The 23,249-nt window shown below is 71.0% G+C and carries 17 protein-coding genes; 10 read left to right on the forward strand and 7 right to left on the reverse strand.

Features of this window, described 5'->3' with window-relative positions; translation table 11 throughout:
• Positions 1-282: 282 nt before the first annotated feature.
• Both ACFC96_RS04875 and ACFC96_RS04880 read right to left on the reverse strand, forming a co-directional pair.
• Positions 283-2,709, reverse strand: a complete 2,427-nt coding sequence (locus ACFC96_RS04875; protein WP_376610250.1) for a SpoIIE family protein phosphatase — start codon at positions 2,707-2,709, stop codon at positions 283-285.
• A gap of 277 nt (positions 2,710-2,986) precedes the next feature.
• The gene (locus tag ACFC96_RS04880) at positions 2,987-3,859 is read right to left on the reverse strand and encodes an antibiotic biosynthesis monooxygenase (protein ID WP_376610252.1); all 873 of its coding nucleotides are present in this window, start codon (positions 3,857-3,859) and stop codon (positions 2,987-2,989) included.
• Between the two features lie 194 nt (positions 3,860-4,053).
• On the opposite strand from ACFC96_RS04880, the gene ACFC96_RS04885 reads away from it, so the two are divergent.
• Positions 4,054-4,881, forward strand: a complete 828-nt coding sequence (locus ACFC96_RS04885) for an FAD binding domain-containing protein (RefSeq protein WP_340457506.1) — start codon at positions 4,054-4,056, stop codon at positions 4,879-4,881.
• The gene (locus ACFC96_RS04890) at positions 4,878-7,595 is read left to right on the forward strand and encodes a molybdopterin-dependent oxidoreductase (protein WP_376610254.1); all 2,718 of its coding nucleotides are present in this window, start codon (positions 4,878-4,880) and stop codon (positions 7,593-7,595) included. Before ACFC96_RS04885 ends, ACFC96_RS04890 begins: the two co-directional genes overlap by 4 nt.
• A gap of 61 nt (positions 7,596-7,656) precedes the next feature.
• On the opposite strand, the gene ACFC96_RS04895 is transcribed toward ACFC96_RS04890, so the two are convergent.
• A complete protein-coding gene (locus ACFC96_RS04895; RefSeq protein ID WP_376610256.1) occupies positions 7,657-9,039 on the reverse strand; it encodes an MFS transporter in 1,383 nt (460 codons plus the stop codon).
• 243 nt (positions 9,040-9,282) lie between these two features.
• Here ACFC96_RS04895 and ACFC96_RS04900 point away from each other — a divergent pair, with 243 nt between their 5' ends.
• The gene (locus tag ACFC96_RS04900; protein WP_376610258.1) at positions 9,283-9,873 is read left to right on the forward strand and encodes a dihydrofolate reductase family protein; all 591 of its coding nucleotides are present in this window, start codon (positions 9,283-9,285) and stop codon (positions 9,871-9,873) included.
• Between the two features lie 127 nt (positions 9,874-10,000).
• Positions 10,001-11,449 (forward strand): argininosuccinate synthase, encoded by a 1,449-nt coding sequence (argG, locus tag ACFC96_RS04905; protein ID WP_116506170.1) that lies wholly within the window; start codon positions 10,001-10,003, stop codon positions 11,447-11,449.
• Positions 11,450-11,522: 73 nt separating this feature from the next.
• On the opposite strand, the gene ACFC96_RS04910 is transcribed toward argG, so the two are convergent.
• Complete coding sequence (locus ACFC96_RS04910) at positions 11,523-13,406, reverse strand: ABC transporter ATP-binding protein (protein WP_340457509.1); 1,884 nt, start codon at positions 13,404-13,406, stop codon at positions 11,523-11,525.
• A gap of 138 nt (positions 13,407-13,544) precedes the next feature.
• On the opposite strand from ACFC96_RS04910, the gene ACFC96_RS04915 reads away from it, so the two are divergent.
• The gene (locus tag ACFC96_RS04915) at positions 13,545-14,306 is read left to right on the forward strand and encodes a crotonase/enoyl-CoA hydratase family protein (RefSeq protein WP_340457510.1); all 762 of its coding nucleotides are present in this window, start codon (positions 13,545-13,547) and stop codon (positions 14,304-14,306) included.
• A gap of 51 nt (positions 14,307-14,357) precedes the next feature.
• Here the strand turns inward: ACFC96_RS04915 and ACFC96_RS04920 are convergent, their stop codons facing one another.
• Positions 14,358-15,413 carry a metallophosphoesterase family protein gene (locus ACFC96_RS04920; protein ID WP_376610260.1) on the reverse strand — a complete coding sequence of 352 codons (1,056 nt, stop codon included), beginning with the start codon at positions 15,411-15,413 and terminating at the stop codon, positions 14,358-14,360.
• Between the two features lie 168 nt (positions 15,414-15,581).
• Positions 15,582-16,502 (reverse strand): GNAT family N-acetyltransferase, encoded by a 921-nt coding sequence (locus ACFC96_RS04925; protein WP_376610262.1) that lies wholly within the window; start codon positions 16,500-16,502, stop codon positions 15,582-15,584.
• A 154-nt stretch (positions 16,503-16,656) separates the two neighbouring features.
• On the opposite strand from ACFC96_RS04925, the gene ACFC96_RS04930 reads away from it, so the two are divergent.
• The 3 genes from ACFC96_RS04930 (at position 16,657) to ACFC96_RS04940 (ending at position 19,473) form a co-directional block, all read left to right on the forward strand.
• Complete coding sequence (locus ACFC96_RS04930; protein WP_376610264.1) at positions 16,657-17,469, forward strand: SAM-dependent methyltransferase; 813 nt, start codon at positions 16,657-16,659, stop codon at positions 17,467-17,469.
• A gap of 97 nt (positions 17,470-17,566) precedes the next feature.
• Positions 17,567-18,577 (forward strand): SPFH domain-containing protein, encoded by a 1,011-nt coding sequence (locus ACFC96_RS04935; RefSeq protein WP_340457515.1) that lies wholly within the window; start codon positions 17,567-17,569, stop codon positions 18,575-18,577.
• Positions 18,574-19,473, forward strand: coding sequence for a hypothetical protein (locus ACFC96_RS04940; protein ID WP_376610266.1), 900 nt, complete (start codon positions 18,574-18,576; stop codon positions 19,471-19,473). Before ACFC96_RS04935 ends, ACFC96_RS04940 begins: the two co-directional genes overlap by 4 nt.
• Positions 19,474-19,488: 15 nt before the next feature.
• On the opposite strand, the gene ACFC96_RS04945 is transcribed toward ACFC96_RS04940, so the two are convergent.
• On the reverse strand, positions 19,489-20,400 hold the full coding sequence (locus ACFC96_RS04945) for a YceI family protein (RefSeq protein WP_376254662.1): 912 nt from the start codon (positions 20,398-20,400) through the stop codon (positions 19,489-19,491).
• Positions 20,401-20,770: 370 nt separating this feature from the next.
• Here ACFC96_RS04945 and ACFC96_RS04950 point away from each other — a divergent pair, with 370 nt between their 5' ends.
• Together ACFC96_RS04950 and ACFC96_RS04955 are read left to right on the forward strand one after the other, a co-directional pair.
• On the forward strand, positions 20,771-21,961 hold the full coding sequence (locus ACFC96_RS04950) for a hypothetical protein (RefSeq protein ID WP_376610267.1): 1,191 nt from the start codon (positions 20,771-20,773) through the stop codon (positions 21,959-21,961).
• Complete coding sequence (locus tag ACFC96_RS04955; RefSeq protein WP_376610269.1) at positions 21,958-23,232, forward strand: hypothetical protein; 1,275 nt, start codon at positions 21,958-21,960, stop codon at positions 23,230-23,232. The genes ACFC96_RS04950 and ACFC96_RS04955 overlap by 4 nt, the downstream gene beginning before the upstream one ends.
• Positions 23,233-23,249: the final 17 nt, after the last annotated feature.

Below are 23,249 nucleotides of genomic sequence, written 5' to 3' on the forward strand. Positions count from 1 at the left end.
TCGCGACCGCGGGCAGGCTAACACGCACGTTTATACGAACGATCACACGACGTCCGCCACACACACCTCCTCCACATCACCCGTGCTGCGGCATGCCTGGGTACTCATCCCGGACCGGGCGATCGGTGGCAACTCGTCCTCGTGTGCGGCGTGTTCGGGGGAGCGGACGACCACCCTTTCGCGGACGTACTCCGTCGCCTTGACTCGCGTCACGATGTCGTCAGGCGTGGGGCCTGCACCACGCAGAGGGCTGCGCACCCCTGGCCGGGCGAGGGACCGAACTCACGGCTCCGGGAACAGGTCCAGCGGTACGTCCTGCCCCAGTCCGATCTCGGCCCAGATCGTCTTGCCCTGGCGGTCGTAGCGCGTGCCCCACATGGTGGTCAGCTGCGCCACCAGGAAGAGGCCCCGCCCTCCTTCGTCCTCTTCGCCGGCGTTGCGGAGATGTGGAGAGGTGTGGCGCCCGTCCGAGATCTCGCAGATCAGTGTGCGGTCGACGTCCCGGAGCAGGCGCAGGGAGACAGGGGGGCGGCCGTGTCGGATGGCGTTGGTGACGAGTTCGCTCACGACCAGTTCCAAGACGAACGTCGCCTCGTGCAGCCCCCAGTCCTCCAGCTTCTCCCGGACGAGTGCCCGGACTTTGGCCACTTCGGCCGGGTCGGAGGCGACATCCCAGGTGGCCACGCTGTCGACGGGGAAGGCGTGGACGCGCACCAGCAGCAGCGCGGCATCGTCGTCGGCGCATCCCTGGGCACACAGGGAGACGACCTCGTCGCACGCTTTCTGCAGGGATCCGGCCGAGGCGTCCAGGGCGCCGCACAAGTCCGCGATTCCCTCGTCCACGTCGCGGCCGCGCGCCTTGACGATTCCGTCGGTGAACAGGGCGAGCACCGTGCCCTCGGCGAACTCGAACTCCACGCTCTCGAAGGGCAGCCCGCCGACGCCCAGCGGGGGGCCGGTGGGCAGGTCGAGCGGTTCGGCCTGCCGGGCGCCTGGCCCGCGGCCGGTGGCGACCGGCGGGAGGTGGCCCGCGCCGGCCATCGCGCAGGTGCGGGAGGTGGGGTCGTACACGGCGTAGAGGCAGGTCGCCCCGAGCGCCCTGTCCGTCCCCTCTTCGCCGGGCGTCCGGTGGATGCCGACTCGTGCCTGACCCACCAAGTCGTCCAGCCGGGTCAGGAGTTCGTCCGGTGGCAGGTCCAGGGCGGCAAGCGCCCTCACGCTCGTGCGCAGCCGTCCCATGGTGGCCGCGGCGTCCACCCCGTGCCCCACCACGTCGCCGACCACCAGGCCGACGCGGGCGCCCGACAGCGGAATCACGTCGTACCAGTCGCCGCCGACTCCGAGCGGGCCGGTGGTGGGGATGTAGCGGTGCGCGAGCTCGATGCCACTCGGCTGCGGCAGTTCTCGCGGGAGGAGGTCGCGCTGCAGTTTCAGTGCGGTGGTGTGCTCGCGGACGTAGCGGCGTGCGTTGTCCACGCACACGGCGGTGCGCGATGCCAGTTCTTCGGCGAGGGCGCGGTCCTCTTCGGCGAACGGTGCACGGGGCGGCTGCCGCAGGAGGGTGACCGTGCCGAGTGTGGTGCCACCCAGGAGCAGCGGCACGGCCAGCAGGCGTTGCTGCCCGGTCGTCTGCCCACTGTCGATGACACCCAGCAGCGCGTCACTGTGCGCGACGGACGGGGCGCTCCTGGTGCGCTCCGCCATGAGCCGCAGTCCCGTCGGCGCGCCGGAGGTGGAGGGCGGGGCCACTTCGCCGGCCAGGACCGAGTCCGCGACCTCGATGCGTACGGAGTCGGCGAGATCCGGGACCACGAGCCCGGCGAGTTCCTCCGCCGTTTTCGCGACGTCGAGCGTGGTGCCGATCCCGCTGGCCCGGCTGAGCAGTGCCAGGCGCGTCTGTGCCTCGTAGCGATCGGTGACATCGACGGACGCCTCGCAGACGCCGAGGGGGTGGCCCGCCTCGTCCTGCAGGCGGAAGTACGAGCACGAGTAGACCCGGTGGTACGCGCAGGTGGCGGGGGTGGGGCCGCGCCAGTGGACGTCGAGCACGGCTTGGCCGGTGCGCAGCACTTCCTCCAGTACTTCCTCGGTCTCGTGGTAACCCGGAGGGGACAGGATGGTGCCGTGCGGATAGAGCACGCTGTTGGCTTGGCCCTCCCATGCACCGGCGTGCCAGCCCATGACCTGCTGCACGACGTCGTTGGCCCAGTTGAGGTGGGCGTCGGGGCCGTAGACGCTGAGCCCCACGGGAGCCTGTGTGAAGAGCCCGGACAGCATGGACTGGTCGGTCACCCACTCCTGATAGCGGTCGCTCGCCGCCGCCATCACGACCCAGGCCGGTCTCCCTCGGTCCTGCTCCACCGGAAAGACGCGCAGGACGGACTCCACGAGCGCCCCGTCCGGGCGTCGAACGGTGCGTCGCTCGGTCCGGGCGTTCCCGGACGCCGTCACCCCCGCTGCCTCGAAGCCGTGCAGCGTGTCACTCGGGGTCCGAACGTCCCGCAGCACCTCGCTCACCGGGCGACCGAGCACTTCTCGGGTGTCGGCGCCGTAGAGATTGCGGGCTCCAGGATTCCAGCCGGTCACTCGCCCCTGCGCATCCAGCACGATCATCGCTGCTGTGGTCGTGTCGAAAGGGTTCTGATGACCGGTCTCGCATGATGCGTGCATCGTGGCCATGCGACCTGCCCAGTACGGGAACGTCTGCATTCCAGGCTACGCCCGGCCTCCGCGGCACGCCTTGGTCCCGGTCGCCGTCACCGCGACCGCCACCGCGACGTCGACCGTGACCACGACCACGCGATGTCGAGCCCGTGTGTTTGCCGGCTGGGGAACGCCGTCTCCGTCTGAGGCGGATCCAGAAGTGGATCACTGCCCGGAACATCGTCGGCGAGAGTTCGCCGAATGAGCGTGACAGGCCCCACCCGGCCCCCTGTCCCCTGTCCCCTGTCCCCTGTCCCCTGTCCCCCGGGAAGGAACGCGGGCGTCAGCCCGTCGTCAGGGCGAAGATGAGGATGGTCAGACCCCAGCACAGGGCCACGAGTGCGGCGCCCGCCACGTCGACGCTCACGGTGCGGGTCCGGCCGGGGCGGAGCCAGAAGGCCAGGGCGCGGTTCACGAGGGGCATGAGCAGCCAGGTCAGAATGCTGACGCTCAGTATGTTGCTGAAGAACAGGCCGAGGTATCCGGGGATGCCCAGGACGTTGAATTCATGACCGACGGTCAGATTCAGGACCATGACGGTGGGATAGAGCGCCAGCACGACGGTCATGGCCTGTTTCCAGTTGGGTGGGACCTCCTCGCCCTCGTCCGAGCCGAATCGGAACCAGCCGCCGAACGCCGTCCCCACCTTGCGGACGTCGTAGGACGCGAAGTACTCACGGCCTTCTTTCAGGAGCTGTTCCCTGCGGCTTGAGTCCAGCCAGGCGTCCAGATGTTCACGGGTGTCGTAGCGGAAAACGACCACCCAATGGTCCTGGATTCCCTCGACGGGCCGGAAGAATTCGGTTCCCATGAAGCCGGGGAATTTCTCCTGCTCTTTAAGTACCTTTTCCTGCCAGCGCTCGAATTCCTCTTCCCTGCCCGAACGCACGTCGTGAGAGATGACGGCCGTGACCCCCTTTACCCGGTCGGGCTCGTCGATGCGGCCGCCGGCGAGGACCTCATGGGTCGGGGCGCCGTCCAGCAGCCCACGGCCTTCGGCCAGTAGGTCCCGGCGTGCGGTCGAATCCAGCCACGCGGCGAGCTGGTCCGTGCCGGCGAAGCGGAACACCACGACCCATTCGTGTTCCTCGCCCAATCCGGGGGGATAGGTTTCCGTCCCCTCGAATCCGTCGAAGTCCCGAACGGCCCGGTTCACCTTCTCCTGCCACCGGTCGTACTCCTCATCGAAACCTTCCCGTACCTTCTGGGAGGTCACGACGGTGGCAGTGCCGCTTGCACGGATACCCATACGGCGTAGTCTAGTTCACAGGGAATTCCGACGACACTTGAATTCTCACGACGCTCGGGGGATGTCCGTCGCACGATCACCGCGCGAGAGGTCAGTCGCCCATGGACCTCAACACCATCACGGAAGTCGTCCGGCGCCCGCTCGACCGGCCCGGTGCGGACTGGCGTGAGGGCGACGCGTGGCTCGCGGGTGGTACGTGGCTCTTCTCCGTGGAGCAGCCGGACCTGCGTCGACTGGTCGACCTGACGGCGTTGGGCTGGGATCCCCTCGTTCCGAGCCACGCGGGGCTCGAGATCGGTGCGACGTGCACCATTCGCGAGCTCTATTCCTTTGCTTATCCGAAGGACTGGATCGCGGGCGCTCTTTTCTCGAAAAGCTGCGAAGCCTTCTTGTCCTCGTTCAAGGTATGGAATTCCGCGACCGTCGGCGGAAATATCTGCCTTTCTCTGCCCGCCGGCCCCATGATCACGCTGACGGTCGCGCTGGAGGCCCGCTACGAGCTGTGGGCCCCCGACGGGTCCCCGCGCACCGTCGACGCTCTCGACTTCGTGACCGGCGACCATGAGAACGTGCTCGGCCCCGGCGAGATCCTGCGGCGCATCGACATTCCGGTCCACGCCCTGAGGAAACGCGCCGTACACCGCCGTTTCACACTGACCCGTCTCGGCCGCTCGACGGTCTTCCTCGTCGGTACGCAGACACCGGGCACGAGCGACCTGTTGCTCACCGTCACCGCCGGCACGACACGGCCTGTGCGCATGGCGTTCAGTGCCATGCCCGATGCCTCGACGCTGCGGCAGAGCATCGACGCCGTCCCCGCCGGCCTCTGGTTCGCGGATGCCAATGGGACCCCGGATCACCGCCGCCATCTGACGAAGCACTTCGCCGAAGAGATTCGGCGCGAACTGTCGGCCGGTGACCTGCCATGACGTACGTCGTGAACGGCAGGAGTTTCGACGAGGAGCCGGGCGCCGGGCAGTGCCTGCGGACTTTCCTGCGCTCGCTCGGGCACACCGGCGTCAAGAAGGGGTGCGACGCGGGCGATTGCGGCGCGTGCACGGTGTGGCTGGACGGCAATCCGGTGCACAGTTGCATCACTCCCGCGTTCCGCGCGCAGGGCCATGAGGTGACCACGATCGAGGGGCTCGGGTCGCCGGGTCGGCTGCATCCCGTGCAGCGGCAGTTCCGTGATGCGCCGGGGTTCCAGTGCGGTTTCTGCACCGCGGGGATGATCATGACCTCGGCGACCTTCACCGAGGCGCAGAAGGCGGATCTGCCTCGCGCGCTGAAGGGCAACCTCTGCCGCTGCACCGGCTACCGGGCCACCGAGGACGCGGTGAAGGGCGTCGTCGGCATCGAGGCCGCCGCGCCGGGAAAGGCCGTCGGGACGAGCGTCGGCGCGCCGGCGGGCGACGACGTGGTGACCGGGCGCGCCGAGTTCACGATGGACACCCACATCGAAGGGCTGCTGCACCTCAAAGTGGTGCACTCGCCGTACGCGCACGCACGGATCGTGTCGATCGACAAAAGTGCCGCGCTGGCGGTGCCGGGCGTCCATCGCGTCTACACCTGGCAGGACGTGCCGCGCAGGCGGTTCTCCACGGCGATCCACACCGACCACCTCGTCGATCCGGACGACACCTACATCCTCGACGACACGGTCCGCTTCAGAGGCCAGCGCGTCGCCGCGGTCGTGGCCGACACGGTCGGCGCGGCGGAGGAGGGCTGCCGAAGGGTCGAGGTGGAGTACGAGGAGCTGCCGGCGGTGTTCGACCCCGAGGCCGCGATGGCCGACGGTGCTCCCCAACTGCACCGTACGGACGACCCGTTCGTCCGCGATTGCGCCCACAACATCCTGCTGGAGATCCATTCGGACATCGGTGACGTCGAAGCGGGGTTCGCCGAGGCGGACGTGATCCATGAAGGAACGTATACGTCACCCCGTGTGCAGCACGCGCATCTCGAGACGCACGGCTCCATCGCCTGGGTGGAGAACGGCCGGTTGAACGTGCGCACCAGTTCGCAGTCGCCGTCGATCGCGAAGGTCAAGCTCGCGCATCTCTTCGCGCTGCGCCCGGACCAGCTCCGCGTGTTCTGCAAGCGGGTCGGTGGCGGATTCGGCGGCAAGCAGGAGGTCATCTCGGAGGACCTGGCGGCGCTCGCCGCCCTGGACACCGGGCGGCCCGTCTGCTTCGAGTACACCCGCGAGGAGGAGTTCACGACGGCTTCGCCGCGGCACCCGATGAAGCTGACGGTCAGACTCGGCGCGAAGGCGGACGGCACGCTGACGTCCCTCCAGGTCCGCAATGTGTCGAACACGGGCGCCTACGGCAACCACGGCGGCGAGACCCTGTACGCGGGCGGTGCCGCCGTCATGATCTACCGATGCCCCAACAAGAAGTACGACGGGTACTCCGTCTACACCAACACCGTGCCGAGCGGCGCGCTGCGCGGTTACGGGATGACGCAGCCGGCGTTCGCCGTGGAATCGGCGATGGACGAACTGGCCCGCGCCCTGCACCTCGACCCGCTCGAACTGCGACGGCGCAACATCGTACGGCCGGGCGACCCGCTCGTCGCCCTGCACGACGGCCCCGACGACGTGATGTTCAACGAGGACGGTCTCGGCAAGTGCATCGATCTCGTGGGTCACGCCCTGGCCCGTACGGGCAACGACCCGCCGCCCGGACCCGGTTGGCTGGTGGGGACCGGGGTCGCGAGTTCCCTGCACGAGACCGCGCCCCCGACCGAGCACCTCTCCGAGGCCTGGGTCACGCTCGGCGACGACCTCGTGTACGAACTGGCCGTCGGCACGGTCGAGTTCGGCGAGGGCACGTCGACCGCGCACGTCCAGATCGCGGCCAACCAACTGGGGACGACGCCTTCGCGCATTCGCCTCGTGCAGTCGGACACCGACCGCACGGGATTCGACACCGGCGCGTTCGCGAGCGCGGGACTCTTCGTGGCGGGCAACGCCGTGCTCCGGGCGGCCAACGCCGTACGCGACCGCATCCTCGAATTCGCCGCCGCGCGCACCGGCGTCCACGTGGTCATGTGCTCGTTGGGCGACGGGGAGGTCGTCTGCGGGGACCAGCACGTGCCGCTGGCCGAACTCGTCGCGCTGGCCCGCGCGCGCGGAATCCGGTTCACCGCCGCGCGCAAGGCCTACGGGTCGCCTCGAAGCGTCGTGTCCAACACGCAGGGCTTCAAGATCGCGGTGCACCAGGTGACGGGCGAGATCCGCATCCTCCACAGCGTTCAGGCCACCGACGCGGCCGTCGTGATCAACCCGGCGCAGGTCCGGGGTCAGGTGGAGGGCGGGGTGGCCCAGGGCATCGGCTTCGCGCTGACCGAGAACTACCAGGTCGACGCGGGCGGAGCCATGGCCAACCCGAATCTGCGCAACTACCGCATCCCCACCTACGCCGACGTCCCGCGCACGGAACTGCTCCTGGTGAAGTCGGCGGATTCCTTCGGCCCCATGGGGTCGAAGGGTATGGCGGAATGCTGCATCAACCCGGTGGCCCCCGCACTGGCGAACGCGCTCCACGACGCCACCGGCGTCCGCTTCCGCGCACTGCCCCTGACGCCGGAGCGCATCTACAGCCGGCTCAAGGAGAACCGGTCGATCCGGGCGACCTGAGGCCCGCCTTCATCCAGGAACCGGGGCAGCATCCCGCGCTCATGGAACCCCGGCGGCAGCATCAGTCCCCACGAGGCCGGGGGGCCGGAAGCGTCCGTCCCAGGCGGGCCAGCGGGGACAGCGCCATCAGCAGCGGTGACAGCAGCATCCCCGCCGCCGTCACCGCGAGGCTGAGGCGCAGCCCCCACTCGGCCGCGAGGAATCCGCCGACCAGGGAGCCGAGCGGGGTCAGGCCCATGCCGACGAAGGTGATGGTCGCCGCTGCCCGGCCCTGCATGCCGTCCGGGGTCAGGGCCTGCCGGACACCCATCACGGTGACGTTCACCAACTGGCCGAAGGTCCCGAACACGAGGCTGACCGCGACGAGGGCGATGACCGTACCCGCGGAGGACCCGTGCAGCGCGGGCACGAACAGGAACGCGCCGTCCCCGAGTGCCGCCGCGGACACGAGCACCACGCCGTGTCCGAACCGGCCCGGCAGGCGGGCGGCCAGCAGCGAGCCGAGGAGCGCACCCGGCCCCGTGGCCGCGAGCGCGAGACCGACCTCCGTGCCGGACAGGTGCAGTTCCCGTGGCAGGAAGAGCAGATAGACGGTCATCGTCGCCGCCAGCGAGAACTGGAAGGCGGCCGAGGCGAGGCACACGGCCCGCAGCGAGGTGTCGCCGGTGACGAAGCTGAGGCCCTCGCGGATCCGCCGCCAGACCCTCGGGGGGCGTTGCGAGGACGGTTGAGCGGGCTCCTGGAGTTCTCGTCGATCCGATCGCTCTCGCAGGGGCTCTTGGACCGGCTCGTCGCGGCGGATCCGTCGGATCGACAGGAACGACAGCGCGAAGAGGAGGGCGCCGGACGCGGCGGCGATCGGCGCCGTCAGGAGGGAGACCAGCGCCCCGCCGAGTGCGGGGCCGGCGATCTGGGCTGCGGAGCGGCTGCCCTCCAGCGCGCTGTTGCCCCGCACCAGCTGATCGCGTGCTGCGAGCCGTACGAGAGAGGCCTGGTAGGCGACGTCGAAGAACACGGAGAGGGTCCCGACGGCGAAGGCGGTCACGAGCAGAGCGGGCAGGCCGAGCGCGCCGAGGAGCCCTGCCGCGGCGGCGGCGCCCAGGGCCAGGGCCCGGCCCATGTCCGCCAGCACCATCACCGTGCGGGTGCGCCATCTGTCCACCCACGCGCCCACCAGGAGCGAGAGCAGCAGGACCGGCGCCTGGCCGACCGCGCGCAGGACGCCGAGCTCACCGGCGCCGGCGCCGAGCGTCAGCACGGCACAGAGCGGCAGCACCACCAGAGTGGTGTGTTCGCCGAGTTGGGAGACCGTCTGGCCCACCCAGAGTCGGCGGAAGTCGGGGTCCCGCCACAGGCTGGGGGAAGCGGGTCGGCCGGAAGCGGGTCCCGCGGAGACACCGGAGGAATCAGGAGACGCAGACGAAGCGGAGGACGTGGAGGGCACAGCGATCCCTTGTGGTGAGGACGACGAGGCCCGCCACCGGACGCGCGGAAGGCGCACCGGCGTTCAGGCAGGAGAGAGCTCGCTGTGCCACGTGACAAGGGCAGCACGCGATGACGGGCCGATCATGGCCTGCGGCGTCACAGCGTGCGCGTACGACCGGGCATGCCTCACTCCTTGGGTTGCTCGCCACTCCTCTTGAGTTGCTCGCCGCCCCGACACTAGCCCGTACCGAGGGAGAGCCACATGGGAAAAATCGTGATCAGCGAGAACGTCTCGCTCGACGGGGTCGTCCAGGACCCGACCGGCGACGAGGGCTTCAGGCGCGGGGGCTGGTTCGACCGGATGGCGGACAGGGACCGGGTGGAGTGGACCAAGGTCGAGTTCGACGAGGCACTCGCCACGCAGGCACTGCTGCTCGGCCGGCGGACCTACGAGTGGTTCGCGGCCCGGTGGCCGTCCCGGACCGGCGCGTGGGCGGAGCGGCTGAACGCCCTGCCCAAGTACGTCGTGTCCTCGACCCTCGTCGACCCCGAGTGGAACAACTCCACGGTCCTCGACGGCGAGGTGGTCGACGCGGTCTCGAAGCTGAAGGAGGAGCTGGACGGGGACATCGTCGTCTATGCCAGCCGCCGGCTCGTGCGCACCCTGCTCGAGCACGGTCTGGCCGACGAGCTGCGGCTGATCGTCCACCCGGTCGTGCTGGGGGCCGGCGAGCGCCTCTTCGGCGAGACGGGCCCCGAGCTGTCGCTGCGCCTGGTCGACACCCGCGCCGTCGGCGACGGCCTCGCGGCGCTCACGTACGGGATCGTGCGGGAAGCCCAGGACGCGGGCTGAGTCCGGGGCGCCCCGCGGTGCGCCGCGCCACCTCCGCGGTCACGATGAGGGAGGCGTCACAGAAGACGGCGTCACAAAGGGACCCTCCCCCTTTGCATAATCATTCTCTTGGATGCATACTCTTCCTATGTCTAAGGTTCTTACCTCCCTTCCCGCCGGCGAGCGCGTCGGCATCGCCTTCTCGGGCGGCCTCGACACCTCCGTCGCGGTCGCGTGGATGCGCGACAAGGGTGCCGTCCCGTGCACCTACACCGCCGACATCGGCCAGTACGACGAGCCCGACATCGCGTCGGTGCCCGGCCGTGCCAAGACCTACGGTGCCGAGATCGCGCGCCTGGTCGACTGCCGTGCGGCGCTCGTGGAGGAGGGCCTGGCCGCGCTCGCGTGCGGCGCGTTCCACATCCGCTCGGGCGGCCGCGCCTACTTCAACACGACGCCGCTGGGCCGTGCCGTCACCGGCACCCTGCTGGTACGGGCGATGCTCGAGGACAACGTCCAGATCTGGGGCGACGGCTCGACGTTCAAGGGCAACGACATCGAGCGGTTCTACCGTTACGGCCTGCTGGCCAACCCGCACCTGCGCATCTACAAGCCGTGGCTCGACGCCGACTTCGTGACGGAGCTGGGCGGCCGCAAGGAGATGTCGGAGTGGCTGGTCTCCCACGACCTGCCGTACCGCGACAGCACGGAGAAGGCGTACTCGACCGACGCCAACATCTGGGGCGCCACCCACGAGGCCAAGACGCTGGAGCACCTCGACACCGGCGTCGAGACCGTTCAGCCGATCATGGGCGTGCGGTTCTGGGACCCGTCGGTGGAGATCGCCGCCGAGGACGTGACGATCGGCTTCGAGCAGGGCCGCCCGGTGACGATCAACGGCAAGGCGTTCGCCTCCGCCGTCGACCTGGTCATGGAGGCGAACGCGATCGGCGGCCGCCACGGCATGGGCATGTCCGACCAGATCGAGAACCGGATCATCGAGGCGAAGAGCCGCGGCATCTACGAGGCCCCGGGCATGGCGCTGCTGCACGCCGCGTACGAGCGTCTCGTGAACGCGATCCACAACGAGGACACCCTCGCCCAGTACCACAATGAGGGCCGGCGCCTCGGGCGCCTCATGTACGAGGGCCGCTGGCTGGACCCGCAGGCGCTGATGGTCCGCGAGTCGCTCCAGCGCTGGGTCGGCTCGGCCGTCACCGGCGAGGTGACGCTGCGGCTGCGGCGCGGTGAGGACTACTCGATCCTCAACACCACCGGCCCGGCGTTCAGCTACCACCCGGACAAGCTGTCGATGGAGCGCACCGAGGACTCGGCGTTCGGCCCGGTGGACCGGATCGGCCAGCTCACCATGCGCAACCTCGACATCGCCGACTCGCGCGCCCGCCTCGAGCAGTACGCGGGCCTCGGCATCGTCGGCACGACGCACCCCGAGCTGATCGGCGCCGCGCAGGCGGCGGCGACCGGCCTGATCGGCGCGATGCCGGAGGGTGGCGCCGAGGTCATCGCCTCCCGTGGCGAGGTCTCCGAGGACGACGAGCTCCTGGACCGCGCCGCGATGGAGTCCGGCACCGACTAGCCCCGACGGACAGGGCGTATGTGAGGAGGAGGGGGTGGCCGCTGGCGGCCACCCCCTCCTCCTCGCTGATTTCCTAGGCGGCTTCCACCACGTCCGCCGGGTTCGCGAACTGTGTGCGGTACAGCTCCGCGTACCGGCCCTCCTCGGCCAGGAGCGTCTCGTGGGTGCCGCGCTCCACGATGTGGCCGTCCTCGACCACCAGGATCTGGTCGGCGGACCTGATCGTGGACAGGCGGTGGGCGATCACGACAGCGGTACGGCCTTCGAGCGCCTCGGCGAGCGCTTCCTGCACGGCTGCTTCGGACGTGTTGTCCAGGTGGGCGGTCGCCTCGTCGAGGATGACGACGCGCTGCCGGGCGAGGAGGAGGCGGGCGATCGTCATGCGCTGGCGCTCGCCGCCGGAGAGGCGGTAGCCGCGCTCGCCGACGACGGTGTCGAGGCCGTCGGGCAGTGAGTGGACCAGGTCCTCCAGGCGGGAGCGGCGCAGGACGTCCCACAGGTCGTCCTCGCTCGCGCCGGGCCTGGCCAGGAGGAGGTTGGCGCGGACCGTGTCGTGGAAGAGGTGTCCGTCCTGGGTGACCATGCCGAGGGTCTCGCGCAGGGATACGGCGGTCAGGTCGCGGACGTCGACCCCTCCGATGCGTACGGCGCCCTCGTCGGTGTCGTAGAGGCGGGGCATGAGCTGGGCGACGGTCGACTTGCCGGCTCCGGAGGTGCCGACGAGGGCGACGGTCTGGCCGGGTTCGGCGCGGAACGAGATGCCGTGCAGGACCTCTGCGCCCCCGCGGGTGTCGAGCGAGGCGACCTCCTCGAGGGAGGCGAGGGAGACCTTGTCGGCGGACGGGTAGCCGAAGCGGACGTCCTCGAACTCCACGGCGACCGGCCCCTCGGGCACTTCCCGGGCGTCCGGCTTCTCGTCGATCAGCGGCTTGAGGTCGAGCACCTCGAAGACCCGCTCGAAGCTGACGAGGGCGCTCATGACCTCGACGCGGGCCCCGGCCAGGGAGGTCAGGGGCGCGTAGAGGCGGGTGAGGAGCAGGGCGAGGGAGACGACGGCGCCCGCGTCGAGGGTGCCCTCGATGGCGAAGTAACCGCCCAGGCCGTAGACGAGCGCGAGGGCCAGGGCCGAGACAAGCGTGAGGGCGGTGATGAACGCGGACTGCGCCATGGCCGTGCGGACGCCGATGTCGCGGACGCGGGATGCGCGGGCGGCGAACTCGGCGGACTCGTCTCCGGGTCGGCCGAACAGCTTGATCAGCGTGGCGCCGGGCGCCGAGAACCGCTCGGTCATCCGGGTGCCCATGGCCGCGTTGTGGGCGGCCGCCTCGCGCTGGAGCCGGGCCATGCGCGTGCCCATGCGCCGCGCGGGCACCACGAACACGGGCAGGAGCACCAGGGCGAGGAGGGTGATCTGCCAGGACAGCGTGAGCATGACGACGAGGGTCAGGAGCAGGGTCACGACGTTGCCGACGACGCCGGAGAGCGTGTTGCTGAACGCTCTCTGGGCGCCGATCACATCGTTGTTGAGTCGGCTGACGAGGGCTCCGGTGCGCGTCCGCGTGAAGAAGGCGACCGGCATGCGCTGCACGTGGTCGAAGACGGCCGTGCGCAGGTCGAGGATCAGGCCCTCGCCGAGGTTGGCCGAGAGCCAGCGGGCGAGGATGCCGAGGCCCGCCTCCGCGACCGCGATCACGGCGATGAGGAGGGCGAGGCGGACGACTTTGCCGTCGTCCTTGCCGGCGACGATGGTGTTGACGACGCTCCCCGCGAGGACCGGGGTCGCCACGGCGGTCAGCGCGGTGACCACGCTCAGGACGACGAACTGGGCGATCCGGCGCCGGTGCGGTCGCGCGAAGGCGGCGATGCGGCGGAGGGTGGCGGGGGCGAAAGGTCTGGTGTCCTGCTGGGCGTTCATGACGCTGTGCAGCTGCGTCCACGCCGTGGTCTCCATGCTCATGGAGTAGACGGTAAGACCTCAAGCAAAGTTGAGGTCAACACGGATGGATTTTTCGATGCCCGCGGACCCCCTGGGAGGGGCGCGTCCGACGTGCCACAGTGATCGCCACTCAATGACGATCACTTAGGAGGACCCGGGATGCCGGTCCGCGTCGAGCGCCGAGGGCATGTCACCACGGTCGTACTGTCCCGCCCCGAGGTCCGCAACGCGGTCGACGGGCCCACGGCCGCCGAACTCGCTGCCGCGTTCAAGGAGTTCGACGCCGACGCATCCGCCCGCGTGGCGGTGCTCTGGGGCGAGGGAGGCACGTTCTGCGCGGGCGCCGACCTCAAGGCCATCGGCACGGAGCGCGGCAACCGGGTCGCCGAGGAGGGCGACGGGCCGATGGGCCCGACCCGCCTGCGGCTGTCCAAGCCGGTGATCGCCGCCGTGAGCGGGCACGCGGTGGCCGGCGGTCTCGAACTGGCGCTCTGGTGCGATCTGCGGGTCGCCGAGGAGGACGCCGTGTTCGGGGTGTTCTGCCGGCGCTGGGGCGTGCCCCTCATCGACGGCGGCACGGTGCGACTGCCGCGGCTCATCGGCGAGAGCCGCGCCATGGACCTGATCCTGACGGGCCGCCCGGTGCCCGCCCCGGAGGCCTACGCGATGGGGCTCGCCAACCGGCTCGTGCCGCCGGGCCGGGCGCGTGCCGAGGCCGAGGAGCTCGCGGAGCAGATCGCGGGATTCCCTCAGGCGTGCATGCGCGGCGACCGCGCCTCCGTTCTGGACCAGGCGGGCCAGGGCGAGGAGGCAGCCATGGCGGGTGAACTGCGCTACGGGACAGCAGTGCTGGAGGAGAGCCTGAAGGGGGCCGCGCGGTTCGCGTCGGGGGCGGGGCGGCACGGGTCGTTCACCGAATAGCGACCCGACGCCGCACCCGCACCCGCACCCGCACCCGCACCCGGCGAACGGTCAGCCGGAGGTGTGCAGCGGCACCGTCAGCTGCTTCAGCCATGTGCCGGTGGTGAAGTCGCGCGCCTTGATGACGACCGAGCGGAGGCCCACCTCGACCTGGAGGCCCTGGTTGAAGGCGCCGCCGAGCGAGACCTCGCCGCCCTTGCCGTCGTCCATCCACCCGACCTGTACGGCGGCGGTGTTGACGACCGTGAACCCTTCGAGGTTTCCGGTGCCGGGGACGACGCGGCGCACCACCCAGTCGGACAGGTTGAGGTCCCAGTGGGTGTGCCCGGAGAACAGGAACACGTCCTTGTGGCGGCCCAGGATCGACAGGAGCCGGTCGGGCTGGAGGTAGTCGCTCATGTAGAGCTTGTTGTGCGTGCCCGAAACGGTGTTGGGCAGCGGGTGGTGGGTCAGGACCATGACGGGACGGCGGCGCCGAGCCCAGTACGCGAGCCGGTCCTCGAGCCACGCGAACTGCTCGTCGCTGATCCACACCTCGTCCCACAGCTTCGCGTCGTGGTAGTGGGAGTAGCGCTCGGTGCCGAGGCTGAGGACCGGCACGCCGCCGAACGAGGTCTCCGAGTAGACCTTGCCCCGCTGCGCGAACGTGTAGAAGCTGCGGAAGAGGGAGTCCTCGGTGGTGCCGTTGGGCCAGGTCGCCTGGGCGAGGGTGTTCGGGTCGCTGTACTTCGGCACGTAGAACTCGTGGTTGCCGATGGCCCACGCCACGTTCTTGGGGTGCGGGTGCTTGTCCAGGGTCTGGCGGACGGCCGCGTACTCGAAGTCGTAGCCGCGCGGGGTGATGTCGCCGGCTATGCCGAGGCCCGCGCTGCCGGGGTTGACCGAGTGCAGGTCGTCGAGCGCCTTGCCGAAGTCCGTCAGGTCACCCTGGATGTCACTGATGATGTTGAACCGCACGATCCCGCCGTCGCCCTGGCGCTGGGCCGCGGGCTCGGCGGCGGGTGCGGCGTCGGCCACGGGCGCGGACACCAGGGAACCGGTCGCGGCGAGCGCGCCGCCGGCGAGCGTCGCGCGCCCGGTCGTGGCCATGAACGATCTGCGATCCATCGGTATTGCCTCCAAAACGACTGCCCCCGTCTACGGGTGGTTGGTCGCCCCGAGCGTCGCGGGTCGCCATGGCCTGCCGACGTACCGGAGATGACCGGCACCTTAAGACTGGTCTAGCCCAGTTATCTTTTCGAGACATGACCGCGGTCCAGGCGCCTTGACGTCGCTTCAGCCCAGTTCGAGGGTGGTGACGCCGAAGATCCTTTCCTGGGCGAGCGGCCGGACGGGGCCGGTGTACATGCGGGCCGTGGCGAACCCTGGGGTCAGGCCGTACGCCTCGGCGAGCGCTACGGCGGCCGGGTTGGATTCGGGCACGTCCACGGCGACCGGGGCCCGGCCGACCGTGGCGAGCAGGGCGTCGAAGAGCGCGCGGGCGTCCTGCGGGGTGTCCGCGAACAGCGGGCCGACACGGAAGGTCTCGCGGCCCGGGCGGATGACGCCATAGCCGGTGACCCGTCCGTCCACGACGCGGGCGAGCGCGCGATGCCCGTCACCGGCGAGCCAGGAGGCGAGGAAGCGGGGGCGCTCCGCGGGGTAACAGGCACTGTCGTACAGGGCGATGGACTTGAGGCCGCCCGCCTCGGCGACGGGGATGACGGTGCCCGGCGCGACATCGCCAGGGGCCGGGCGCGGGGCCTCCGGCACTCCCGTGTAGCGGACGGTCGCGTGGGCGAGCTCGAAGCCGGACTTGCGGTAGTTGTCCTGCTGGGCGGGGACGCCGTCGAGGCCGACCGTCCTGCTGCCGGCGTGCGCGAGACCCGCCTTCCAGGTGGCGATGCCGTAGCCGCGGCCGCGCAGGTCGGGCCGTACGAGGTAGAAGCCGAGGAAGGCGTAGTCGTCGCCGTAGTTGACCACGGAGATAGCGGAGACCGGCTCGCCGCCGATCCGGCCGATGAAGAAGCCGTCGGGATCCTGGGCGAAGAAGCTGCGGGCGTCGGCGAGGCCCGGGTTCCAGCCCTCTTCCGCCGCCCAGCCGCTGACGACGGCCCAGTCGTCGAGCGTGGCCCGGGTGATGTCGAGCCGCTCGGGCACCTCGGGGGTGCCGGCGGTCGGGTGGTCGCCGGAGGTGTGGGGGTCCGGTCGCGTCATCGTCGCCTCTCCGTTCCTGCGCGGCGCACCCTTGCCCGCCGCCCTTGATCCATGCCGATCCCATCCTTCCCGATCACCTCCCTCCGCCGCGACCACTGAGGCACGATGATCGGACACCTGGCCGAACCGAGCCTCTTCACAAGGGAGTTGCCGCATGGGGGAGATCACTCCGCCGTCCGCCGACCGGATCGACACCAGCAAGCCCCATCCCGCACGGGTCTACGACTGGTTCCTGGGCGGCAAGGACAACTATCCGGTCGACGAGGAGCTCGGCCGGCAGATCGTGGCCCTCGAACCGCAGTCGAAATACGCGGCCCAGCACAACCGCTGGTTCATGCAGCGCGCGACACGGCATCTCGCCGGGGCGGCCGGGGCGCGCCAGTTCCTGGACATCGGCAGCGGCATCCCCACCGAGCCCAACCTCCACCGCATCGCCCAGGGCGCCGCGCCCGACGCCCGTGTCGTGTACGTGGACAACGACCCGATCGTGCTCGCCCACGCGGGGGCGCTCCTGCGCGGCACCCCGGAGGGCCGCACCGAGTACCTCTCGGCGGACGTACGGGAACCCGAGAGGATCCTTGAACTCGCCGCGGACATCCTGGAGTTCGACCGCCCGGTGACGCTGTCACTCATCGCGCTGCTCCACTTCGTCCCGGACTCGGACGGCGCCCACGAGCTCGTACGCACTCTGGTGGACGCGTTGCCGTCGGGGAGCCATCTGGTGCTGTCACAGCTCGCCGGCGACTTCGATCCGGAGCGGACGAGGGAGGCCGTGGCGATGTACGCGGCGGGCGGGGTGACGCTCGTACCGCGCTCGCGCGAGGAGGTGGGCCGCTTCTTCGACGGGCTAGACCTGCTGGAACCCGGGATCGTGTGGCTGCCGGACTGGCACGCGAAGCTCGGCGTGGACGAGGTCAGGAACGGTTCGCCGGTGCCGCTGTACGCGGGGGTGGCGCGCAAGCCGTAACCCTCCGCCGGACTTCCTAAATCTTTATGGTCGCCTTGACTATATTCATGGTGCGCCATACCGTCGCTATGACGAAAACGACCAGGGGGTTCCTGTCATGGCCGACATCAAGCGCCGCTTCGGACTGCACCACCTGCGCTCCGCGCCCACCGCCCACATCCGTCACCACAAGCGCGGCGCGCTCGCCCACGACGGCACGGGCCTGAGCTTCTGGTTCCGGGCGCTGAGTGCGGCACTGTCCGAAGTCCCCGTGGACGACCGAGAGTTGGCCGTCACGTTCCACGCGCGGACCGCCGATTTCCAGGACGTCGCCGTGCAGGCCTCGGTGACGTACCGCATCAGCGACCCCGCGCTCGCCGCAGCCCGGCTCGACTTCTCGCTCGACCCGGACACCGGCGCCTGGCGAGGCACGCCCCTGGAGCAGCTGTCCGCGCTGCTCACGGAGACGGCGCAGCAGCACGCGCTGGACGTCCTGGCGCGCACCCCGCTCGCGGAGGCCCTCGCCGACGGTGTGACGGCGGTGCGCGAACGGGTCGCGGCGGGTCTCGCCGCCGAGCCCCGGCTGCCCGCCACCGGCGTGGAGGTCGTCACCGTACGCGTCGTGGCGCTGCGCCCCGAGCCCGAGGTGGAGCGGGCGCTGCGCACGCCGGCGAGGGAGCGGATCCAGCAGGAAGCGGACCGGGCGACGTACGAGCGGCGCGCGGTGGCGGTCGAGCGGGAGCGCGCCATCGCCGAGAACGAGCTGGGCAGCCGTATCGAACTGGCCCGGCAGGAGGAGCAGTTGGTGGAGCAGCGCGGCACGAACGCGCGCCGCGAGGCCGAGGAGAACGCGGCGGCGGACGCGGTGCGCGCCGAGGCGGAGGCCGCGCGGGCGGTGCGCCTGGCGGGCGGCGAGGCGGAGGCGGCGCGCGCGGTCGGTGAGGCGCGGGCGCATGCGCAGGAGGCATGGCTGCGGGTCCACTCCGAGGTCGACGCCGCGACCCTGCACGCCCTGGCCGCCACTCAACTGGCACAGAACGTGCCGCGGATCGAGAACCTGACCCTCTCCCCCGACGTCCTCACGGGCCTGCTCGCCCGGCTCGGCCAGGACCGGGGTGAGCGGTCGTGACGCTGGCCCCGCGCGCGGTGCTCGTCCACCGGAGGACGGAGTACGAGGAGTTGCTGGCACGGCACGGCACGCACGGCCAGGCGGCCTTCTTCCTCTCCTCGCGCGGGCGCTCCCTCGAGGCGGTGGCCGAGCGCCATCACCGTACGGTGCGCGCCCTCGCGGAGGTCGCGGCGGCCGTGCCGCTGGCGTGGCGCAGGACCCGTCTCGAGCGGGCGGATCTGGACCGGTTCCTGTTCGGCCCGGAGGACGTGGTGATCGTCGTCGGGCAGGACGGCCTGGTCGCGAACGCGGCCAAGTATCTGTCGGGCCAGCCGGTCGTCGGCGTCGACGCGGATCCGGGGCGCAATCCGGGGGTTCTGGTGCGGCACCGAGCGGCCGACGCGGCGAAACTGCTGCCGGCCGCGGTGTCCGACCGGGCGTCCGCCGACGAACTCACCATGGTGGAGGCGGTCGCCGACGACACACAGCGGCTGCTCGCGCTCAACGAGATCTACCTCGGCCCGCCGTCGCACCAGACGGCGCGCTACCGGATCGGCCCCGACGACGACACGCACACGCCCGAGCCCCAGGCCTCCTCGGGCGTCCTGGTCGGCACCGGGACCGGCGCCACCGGCTGGCTGCGTTCCCTGTGGCAGCAGCACGCGAGCACGCTGCCGCTGCCGGGCCCGGCGGAGCCCCGGCTGCTCTGGTTCGTGCGGGAGGCCTGGCCCTCCCCCGCCACCGGAACGTCCCAGGTCCAGGGCTCCCTCGGCCCCACCGACCGCCTGCGCGTCACGGTCGAGTCCGACCGCCTGGTGGCCTTCGGCGACGGCGTGGAGAGCGACGCGCTGGAACTGACCTGGGGCCAGACGGTACGCGTGGGCCGGGCCCGGGAACGGCTACGACTGGTGACCTGACGGGGACCCTGGCGACTACTCCGGCGGCGTCGGTGTGTCGTGGCTGCGGTACATCGCCTGGATGTCGAGCTCCAGCTTCACCGTGGGTCCGACCACCGCGATGCCGCGGGCCAGCATGCTTCGCCAGTCCAGCGTGTAGTCCTCGCGGTGGAGTTCGGCCGTGGCGAGGGCCGCGCAGCGCAGTTCCTCCGCGTAGCCGCCGTTGACCATGCCGAGGTAGCCGGTGTCCAGTTCCACCGTGCGGCTCACCCCGTGCATGGTCAGCGCGCCCTGGATCGTCCACTTGGTGCCGCCGCGGTAGAGGAAGCGGTCGGAGGAGAAGTGGATGTACGGGTAGCGCTCGACGTCGAGGAAGTCGGCCGAACGCAGGTGGTTGTCCCGGGTCTTGTTGCCCGTCGTGATGCTCGCGGCGTCGATCCGCACCTCGACGCGCGAGTCCGCCATGTCGTTCGCGACCTGGATGCCGCCGTCGAAGCGGGTGAACCGGCCGTGGACGTGCGCCATGCCGACGTGCTTGGCGATGAACCGGATCGCGGTGTGCGGCGGGTCGAACAGCCAGGTGCCCGGCTGCGGCAGCTCCGGCGGGCGCCCCATGTGCAGCTGCACCGAGGTCAGCGGGAGCGTCTCACCGGCGACGACGTCGACCGTCTGCTGGTGGGGCTGGAGGCCGTCGGCCGCGATCATGACGCCGTACCGGCCGGGCGGCAGCGTGAGGAAGACGAGGCCGTACGGGTCGCTGGCCGCCTTCGCCGCGACGCGGCCGTTGCCGACCCCCGTCACGGTGACGTCCGCCCCCGACATCGGCTGCCCCATGGGGTCGGTCACCTCGCAGTGGAAGGCGCCGGCGCCGTGCGGCACGGGGTGCACCAGTCCCGCCCCGCGCGGGTCACGTCCGGACCGGCTCCTCCTGAACAGCGCGAGGGGCATGCAGATCACCTTCCGACTCGGCCGCAGAACCTCCGCAGCGGGCTCGCACATACGATCCCATATTCACGATCTCCGCTGATCAGGGGCGCTAAGGGTTACCGACGGAAACTGCGTGGTGAATACACGGGAATCCGACATACCGCCGCCCGGACGCCCGAGACTCCACACTCCCCTCACCTTTCACCCGCCACTCGACCACGCCCACGCCCACGCCCACGCCCCGACGATTCCGAGCCTGCCCTGGCGAGGGCGGAGCCAGGACGGGCACGGAGCGACCACTGGGACGCAGCGCCACTTCCGCGCCATATGTCTGCCGATTGCGGGTCAACCGTTGACTCGCCCGATCGCGCTCTGACAGATTCTCGTCGCCATGAATGCGACAGAGCCCGACCTCTCCGCCAGGTGGAAACGGTTCGCCGAGGCACACTGGGGCAGGGAGCCTGCCGCGGTTCCGTTCGCCCCGGGCCTCGGGCCAGAGCGGGTGTACGGGGTCGTCGCCGCCTCCTGCGCGCCGCCTGCCGAGGACGCGCCCGGCATCCGCTTCGCCACCGCGACGCAGGGCCGATTACGCGACGCGGGCCCCCTGCTGCCCGGCGGTGACGACCCCGACCCGGACACGTACCGGGACCGACTGGCCCGTCAACTCGGCGGATCCGGCTGGCTGTTGAGTGCGCGACAGCCGCTGTGGCGGGACTTCGAACTCTGGGTTCGGGTACGCGAACTCGTCTCCGGGCTGTGGCAGGCGGTGGGCTGGCCGACCCTGCCGGTGAGCGCCGAACTCGCCCTCGGAGAGCGCTGCGCCGGCCGCGACGCCCCCGCCCCGCGCCCCGGCTCGTTCGCGCTCACCTGGGTACTCGGCGGCACCATGACGGTCAGGCTCTGGCCCGAGCACACCGGGACCGAGTACCAACTGGCTGCCGCGGCAGGGGACTTGCTGTACTGGCCCGCCGGGTGCCGCCACCTCGATCACTACCTCGAGCGCTGCACCACGTTACGGATCGTCGTCCCCGCTCGCCGCGCTGCCGCCCTCACCCACGTACGGGGGTTTGTGGCGGACCGTATGCAGGACAACCCCGCCTACGCGGGCACCCCGGACACTCTGCCGTTCCCTCCCCCGGCGGGCCCGGACGGTGAGATCGGCGCGGCGGGGCCGGTCGCCGGCACCGGGCGGCTGTTCGCCCGGATCGCGGCCGACCAGAGCACGGCCAGGGAATTGCGCGTGTCCTGGGCGGCGCGCAGATCGGCGGCGGGCCTCGAACCGGCGCCTCCGCCACGACCGGCCGTACCGCTGGAGCCCGGTCTGCGCGTGCGGGCCTCTGCCGAGCTCCTGCGCATCCCGGACGGCCCTGGGCGCGCCGTCTGGGCCGCGAACGGGCACACCTTGGAGGTCGAGGGGGCCGGACCCGAACGCGTCAGGAAGCGGCTGCGGTCCGGAGTGGCCCTCACCATAGGGGAGTTGGGCAGCGGCTCGCGGATGTCCGCGGGGGCACTGATCCCGCTCCTGTCCGACCTGCATCGCCTACGCGCCATCGAACTGGTGGACGGAAACGGGGCGGCATGAGGGAGGATCCCCGCGCCCCCGAGCCCGCAGGCCCCGTCACCGAGCCCGCGAGCGGCCCCGCCGCCCCGGTCGACCAGGGGCAGCGGGTCCGGCTCGACCGGCTGGACCGGCTCGGCTGGCGGGAATTCGGCGAGCGGTACTGGGATCGGCGACCCGTGTTGTTCACCTCGGTCACGCCCGCCCCCTTCGACGCGCACGAGGTGTTCGAGACCGCCGTCGCCGCGGCCCACCGCGGGAGCCCATTCGGCGTGCCGCCCTACGCCGGGTTCGCGGTCGGGGGCGAGCCCCAGGCGGACTCCGGCGACTTCCTGCCGCAGCCGAGGGACGGCTCGTTCGAGGGCTACCACCAGCGGCTCGTGCGACAGCTCTCCGGCGAGCCGTACTCCCTGTCCCTTCAGGCATTTCACGCGTTCCACCATCCGTTGTGGGCACGCGAGCGCGCCTTCTTCGCCGGCCTGTGGGCGCGCGTCGGGCAGCCCGTGCAGAGCGCCTTCACGACGCTGGTCCACGGCACGTACGAGCAGCCCCTGGCCGAGGCGCTGCCCGGTCAACGCCTCGCGACGTTCCTGTTCGTGCTGGGCGGGCGGCAACGGATGCGGTTCGATGCGGCGGACGGCGGCGGGTCCTTCACCGTCGAGGCCGATCCGGGTGACCTGTTGTACTGGCCGTCGTATCTCTCCCCTGTCGCCGTGCCCTATGCCGGTTGGGCGTCGACGGGCGTGCGCGTGAGCGTCGTACGGGAGGGGCGGCAGGCGGCGGCCGAGCTGTACGACCTGCTGCACGATGTGACGCCCGAGACGCTGCTCACGCCGGACCCTGATCCCGCCGGCGCCGGGCCGCACGGCGAGGAGGGTCTGCTCGTGCCCGAGGCCGAGGCGGGGTCGGAGCTGCCCGCGCCCCTGGAGCGCGCCCTCGCGCACTTCCGTTCGGCGGGCGCGCGCGGGCCGCTGGAGGAGCGGGTCGCCCGGCAGTCCCTGCGGCACTGGACCTCCGGGGGTTTCCGGCCCGTGCCGCCGCCGGCGCCGCGCGGCAGGTTCGGTGACGACGACGTCGTGCGCGCCACGGAGCGCGTGCTGTGGACCGAGGCCGCCGGGCGGCGGCTGTACTCCGCGTGCGGCCACGTGGCGGCCACGGAGCTGCCTGCCGCCGACCTGGCCGCCGTACTGCGCGTCCTCAACTCAGGACGATCGCTGTCCGTCCGTGAACTCGCCCCGGCGGCACGGGCATTGCTGGCCGAGCTGACGGCGTTCCGCGCGCTGGAGCGGCTCTGAGGCCCCGCCGGTCCGTC

The organism is Streptomyces sp. NPDC055955, assembly GCF_042270245.1.
GTDB lineage: Bacteria > Actinomycetota > Actinomycetes > Streptomycetales > Streptomycetaceae > Streptomyces.

What these genes read in the sequence shown, in the direction of transcription:
- ACFC96_RS04875 (WP_376610250.1), bottom strand. Translation starts at nt 2,709, where the DNA reads ATGCAGACGTTCCCGTACTGGGCAGGTCGCATGGCCACGATGCACGCA.
- ACFC96_RS04885 (WP_340457506.1), top strand. Translation starts at nt 4,054, where the DNA reads ATGGACCTCAACACCATCACGGAAGTCGTCCGGCGCCCGCTCGACCGG.
- ACFC96_RS04890 (WP_376610254.1), top strand. Translation starts at nt 4,878, where the DNA reads ATGACGTACGTCGTGAACGGCAGGAGTTTCGACGAGGAGCCGGGCGCC.
- ACFC96_RS04900 (WP_376610258.1), top strand. Translation starts at nt 9,283, where the DNA reads ATGGGAAAAATCGTGATCAGCGAGAACGTCTCGCTCGACGGGGTCGTC.
- argG (WP_116506170.1), top strand. Translation starts at nt 10,001, where the DNA reads ATGTCTAAGGTTCTTACCTCCCTTCCCGCCGGCGAGCGCGTCGGCATC.
- ACFC96_RS04910 (WP_340457509.1), bottom strand. Translation starts at nt 13,406, where the DNA reads ATGAGCATGGAGACCACGGCGTGGACGCAGCTGCACAGCGTCATGAAC.
- ACFC96_RS04915 (WP_340457510.1), top strand. Translation starts at nt 13,545, where the DNA reads ATGCCGGTCCGCGTCGAGCGCCGAGGGCATGTCACCACGGTCGTACTG.
- ACFC96_RS04920 (WP_376610260.1), bottom strand. Translation starts at nt 15,413, where the DNA reads ATGGATCGCAGATCGTTCATGGCCACGACCGGGCGCGCGACGCTCGCC.
- ACFC96_RS04925 (WP_376610262.1), bottom strand. Translation starts at nt 16,502, where the DNA reads ATGACGCGACCGGACCCCCACACCTCCGGCGACCACCCGACCGCCGGC.
- ACFC96_RS04930 (WP_376610264.1), top strand. Translation starts at nt 16,657, where the DNA reads ATGGGGGAGATCACTCCGCCGTCCGCCGACCGGATCGACACCAGCAAG.
- ACFC96_RS04935 (WP_340457515.1), top strand. Translation starts at nt 17,567, where the DNA reads ATGGCCGACATCAAGCGCCGCTTCGGACTGCACCACCTGCGCTCCGCG.
- ACFC96_RS04945 (WP_376254662.1), bottom strand. Translation starts at nt 20,400, where the DNA reads ATGCCCCTCGCGCTGTTCAGGAGGAGCCGGTCCGGACGTGACCCGCGC.
- ACFC96_RS04950 (WP_376610267.1), top strand. Translation starts at nt 20,771, where the DNA reads ATGAATGCGACAGAGCCCGACCTCTCCGCCAGGTGGAAACGGTTCGCC.
- ACFC96_RS04955 (WP_376610269.1), top strand. Translation starts at nt 21,958, where the DNA reads ATGAGGGAGGATCCCCGCGCCCCCGAGCCCGCAGGCCCCGTCACCGAG.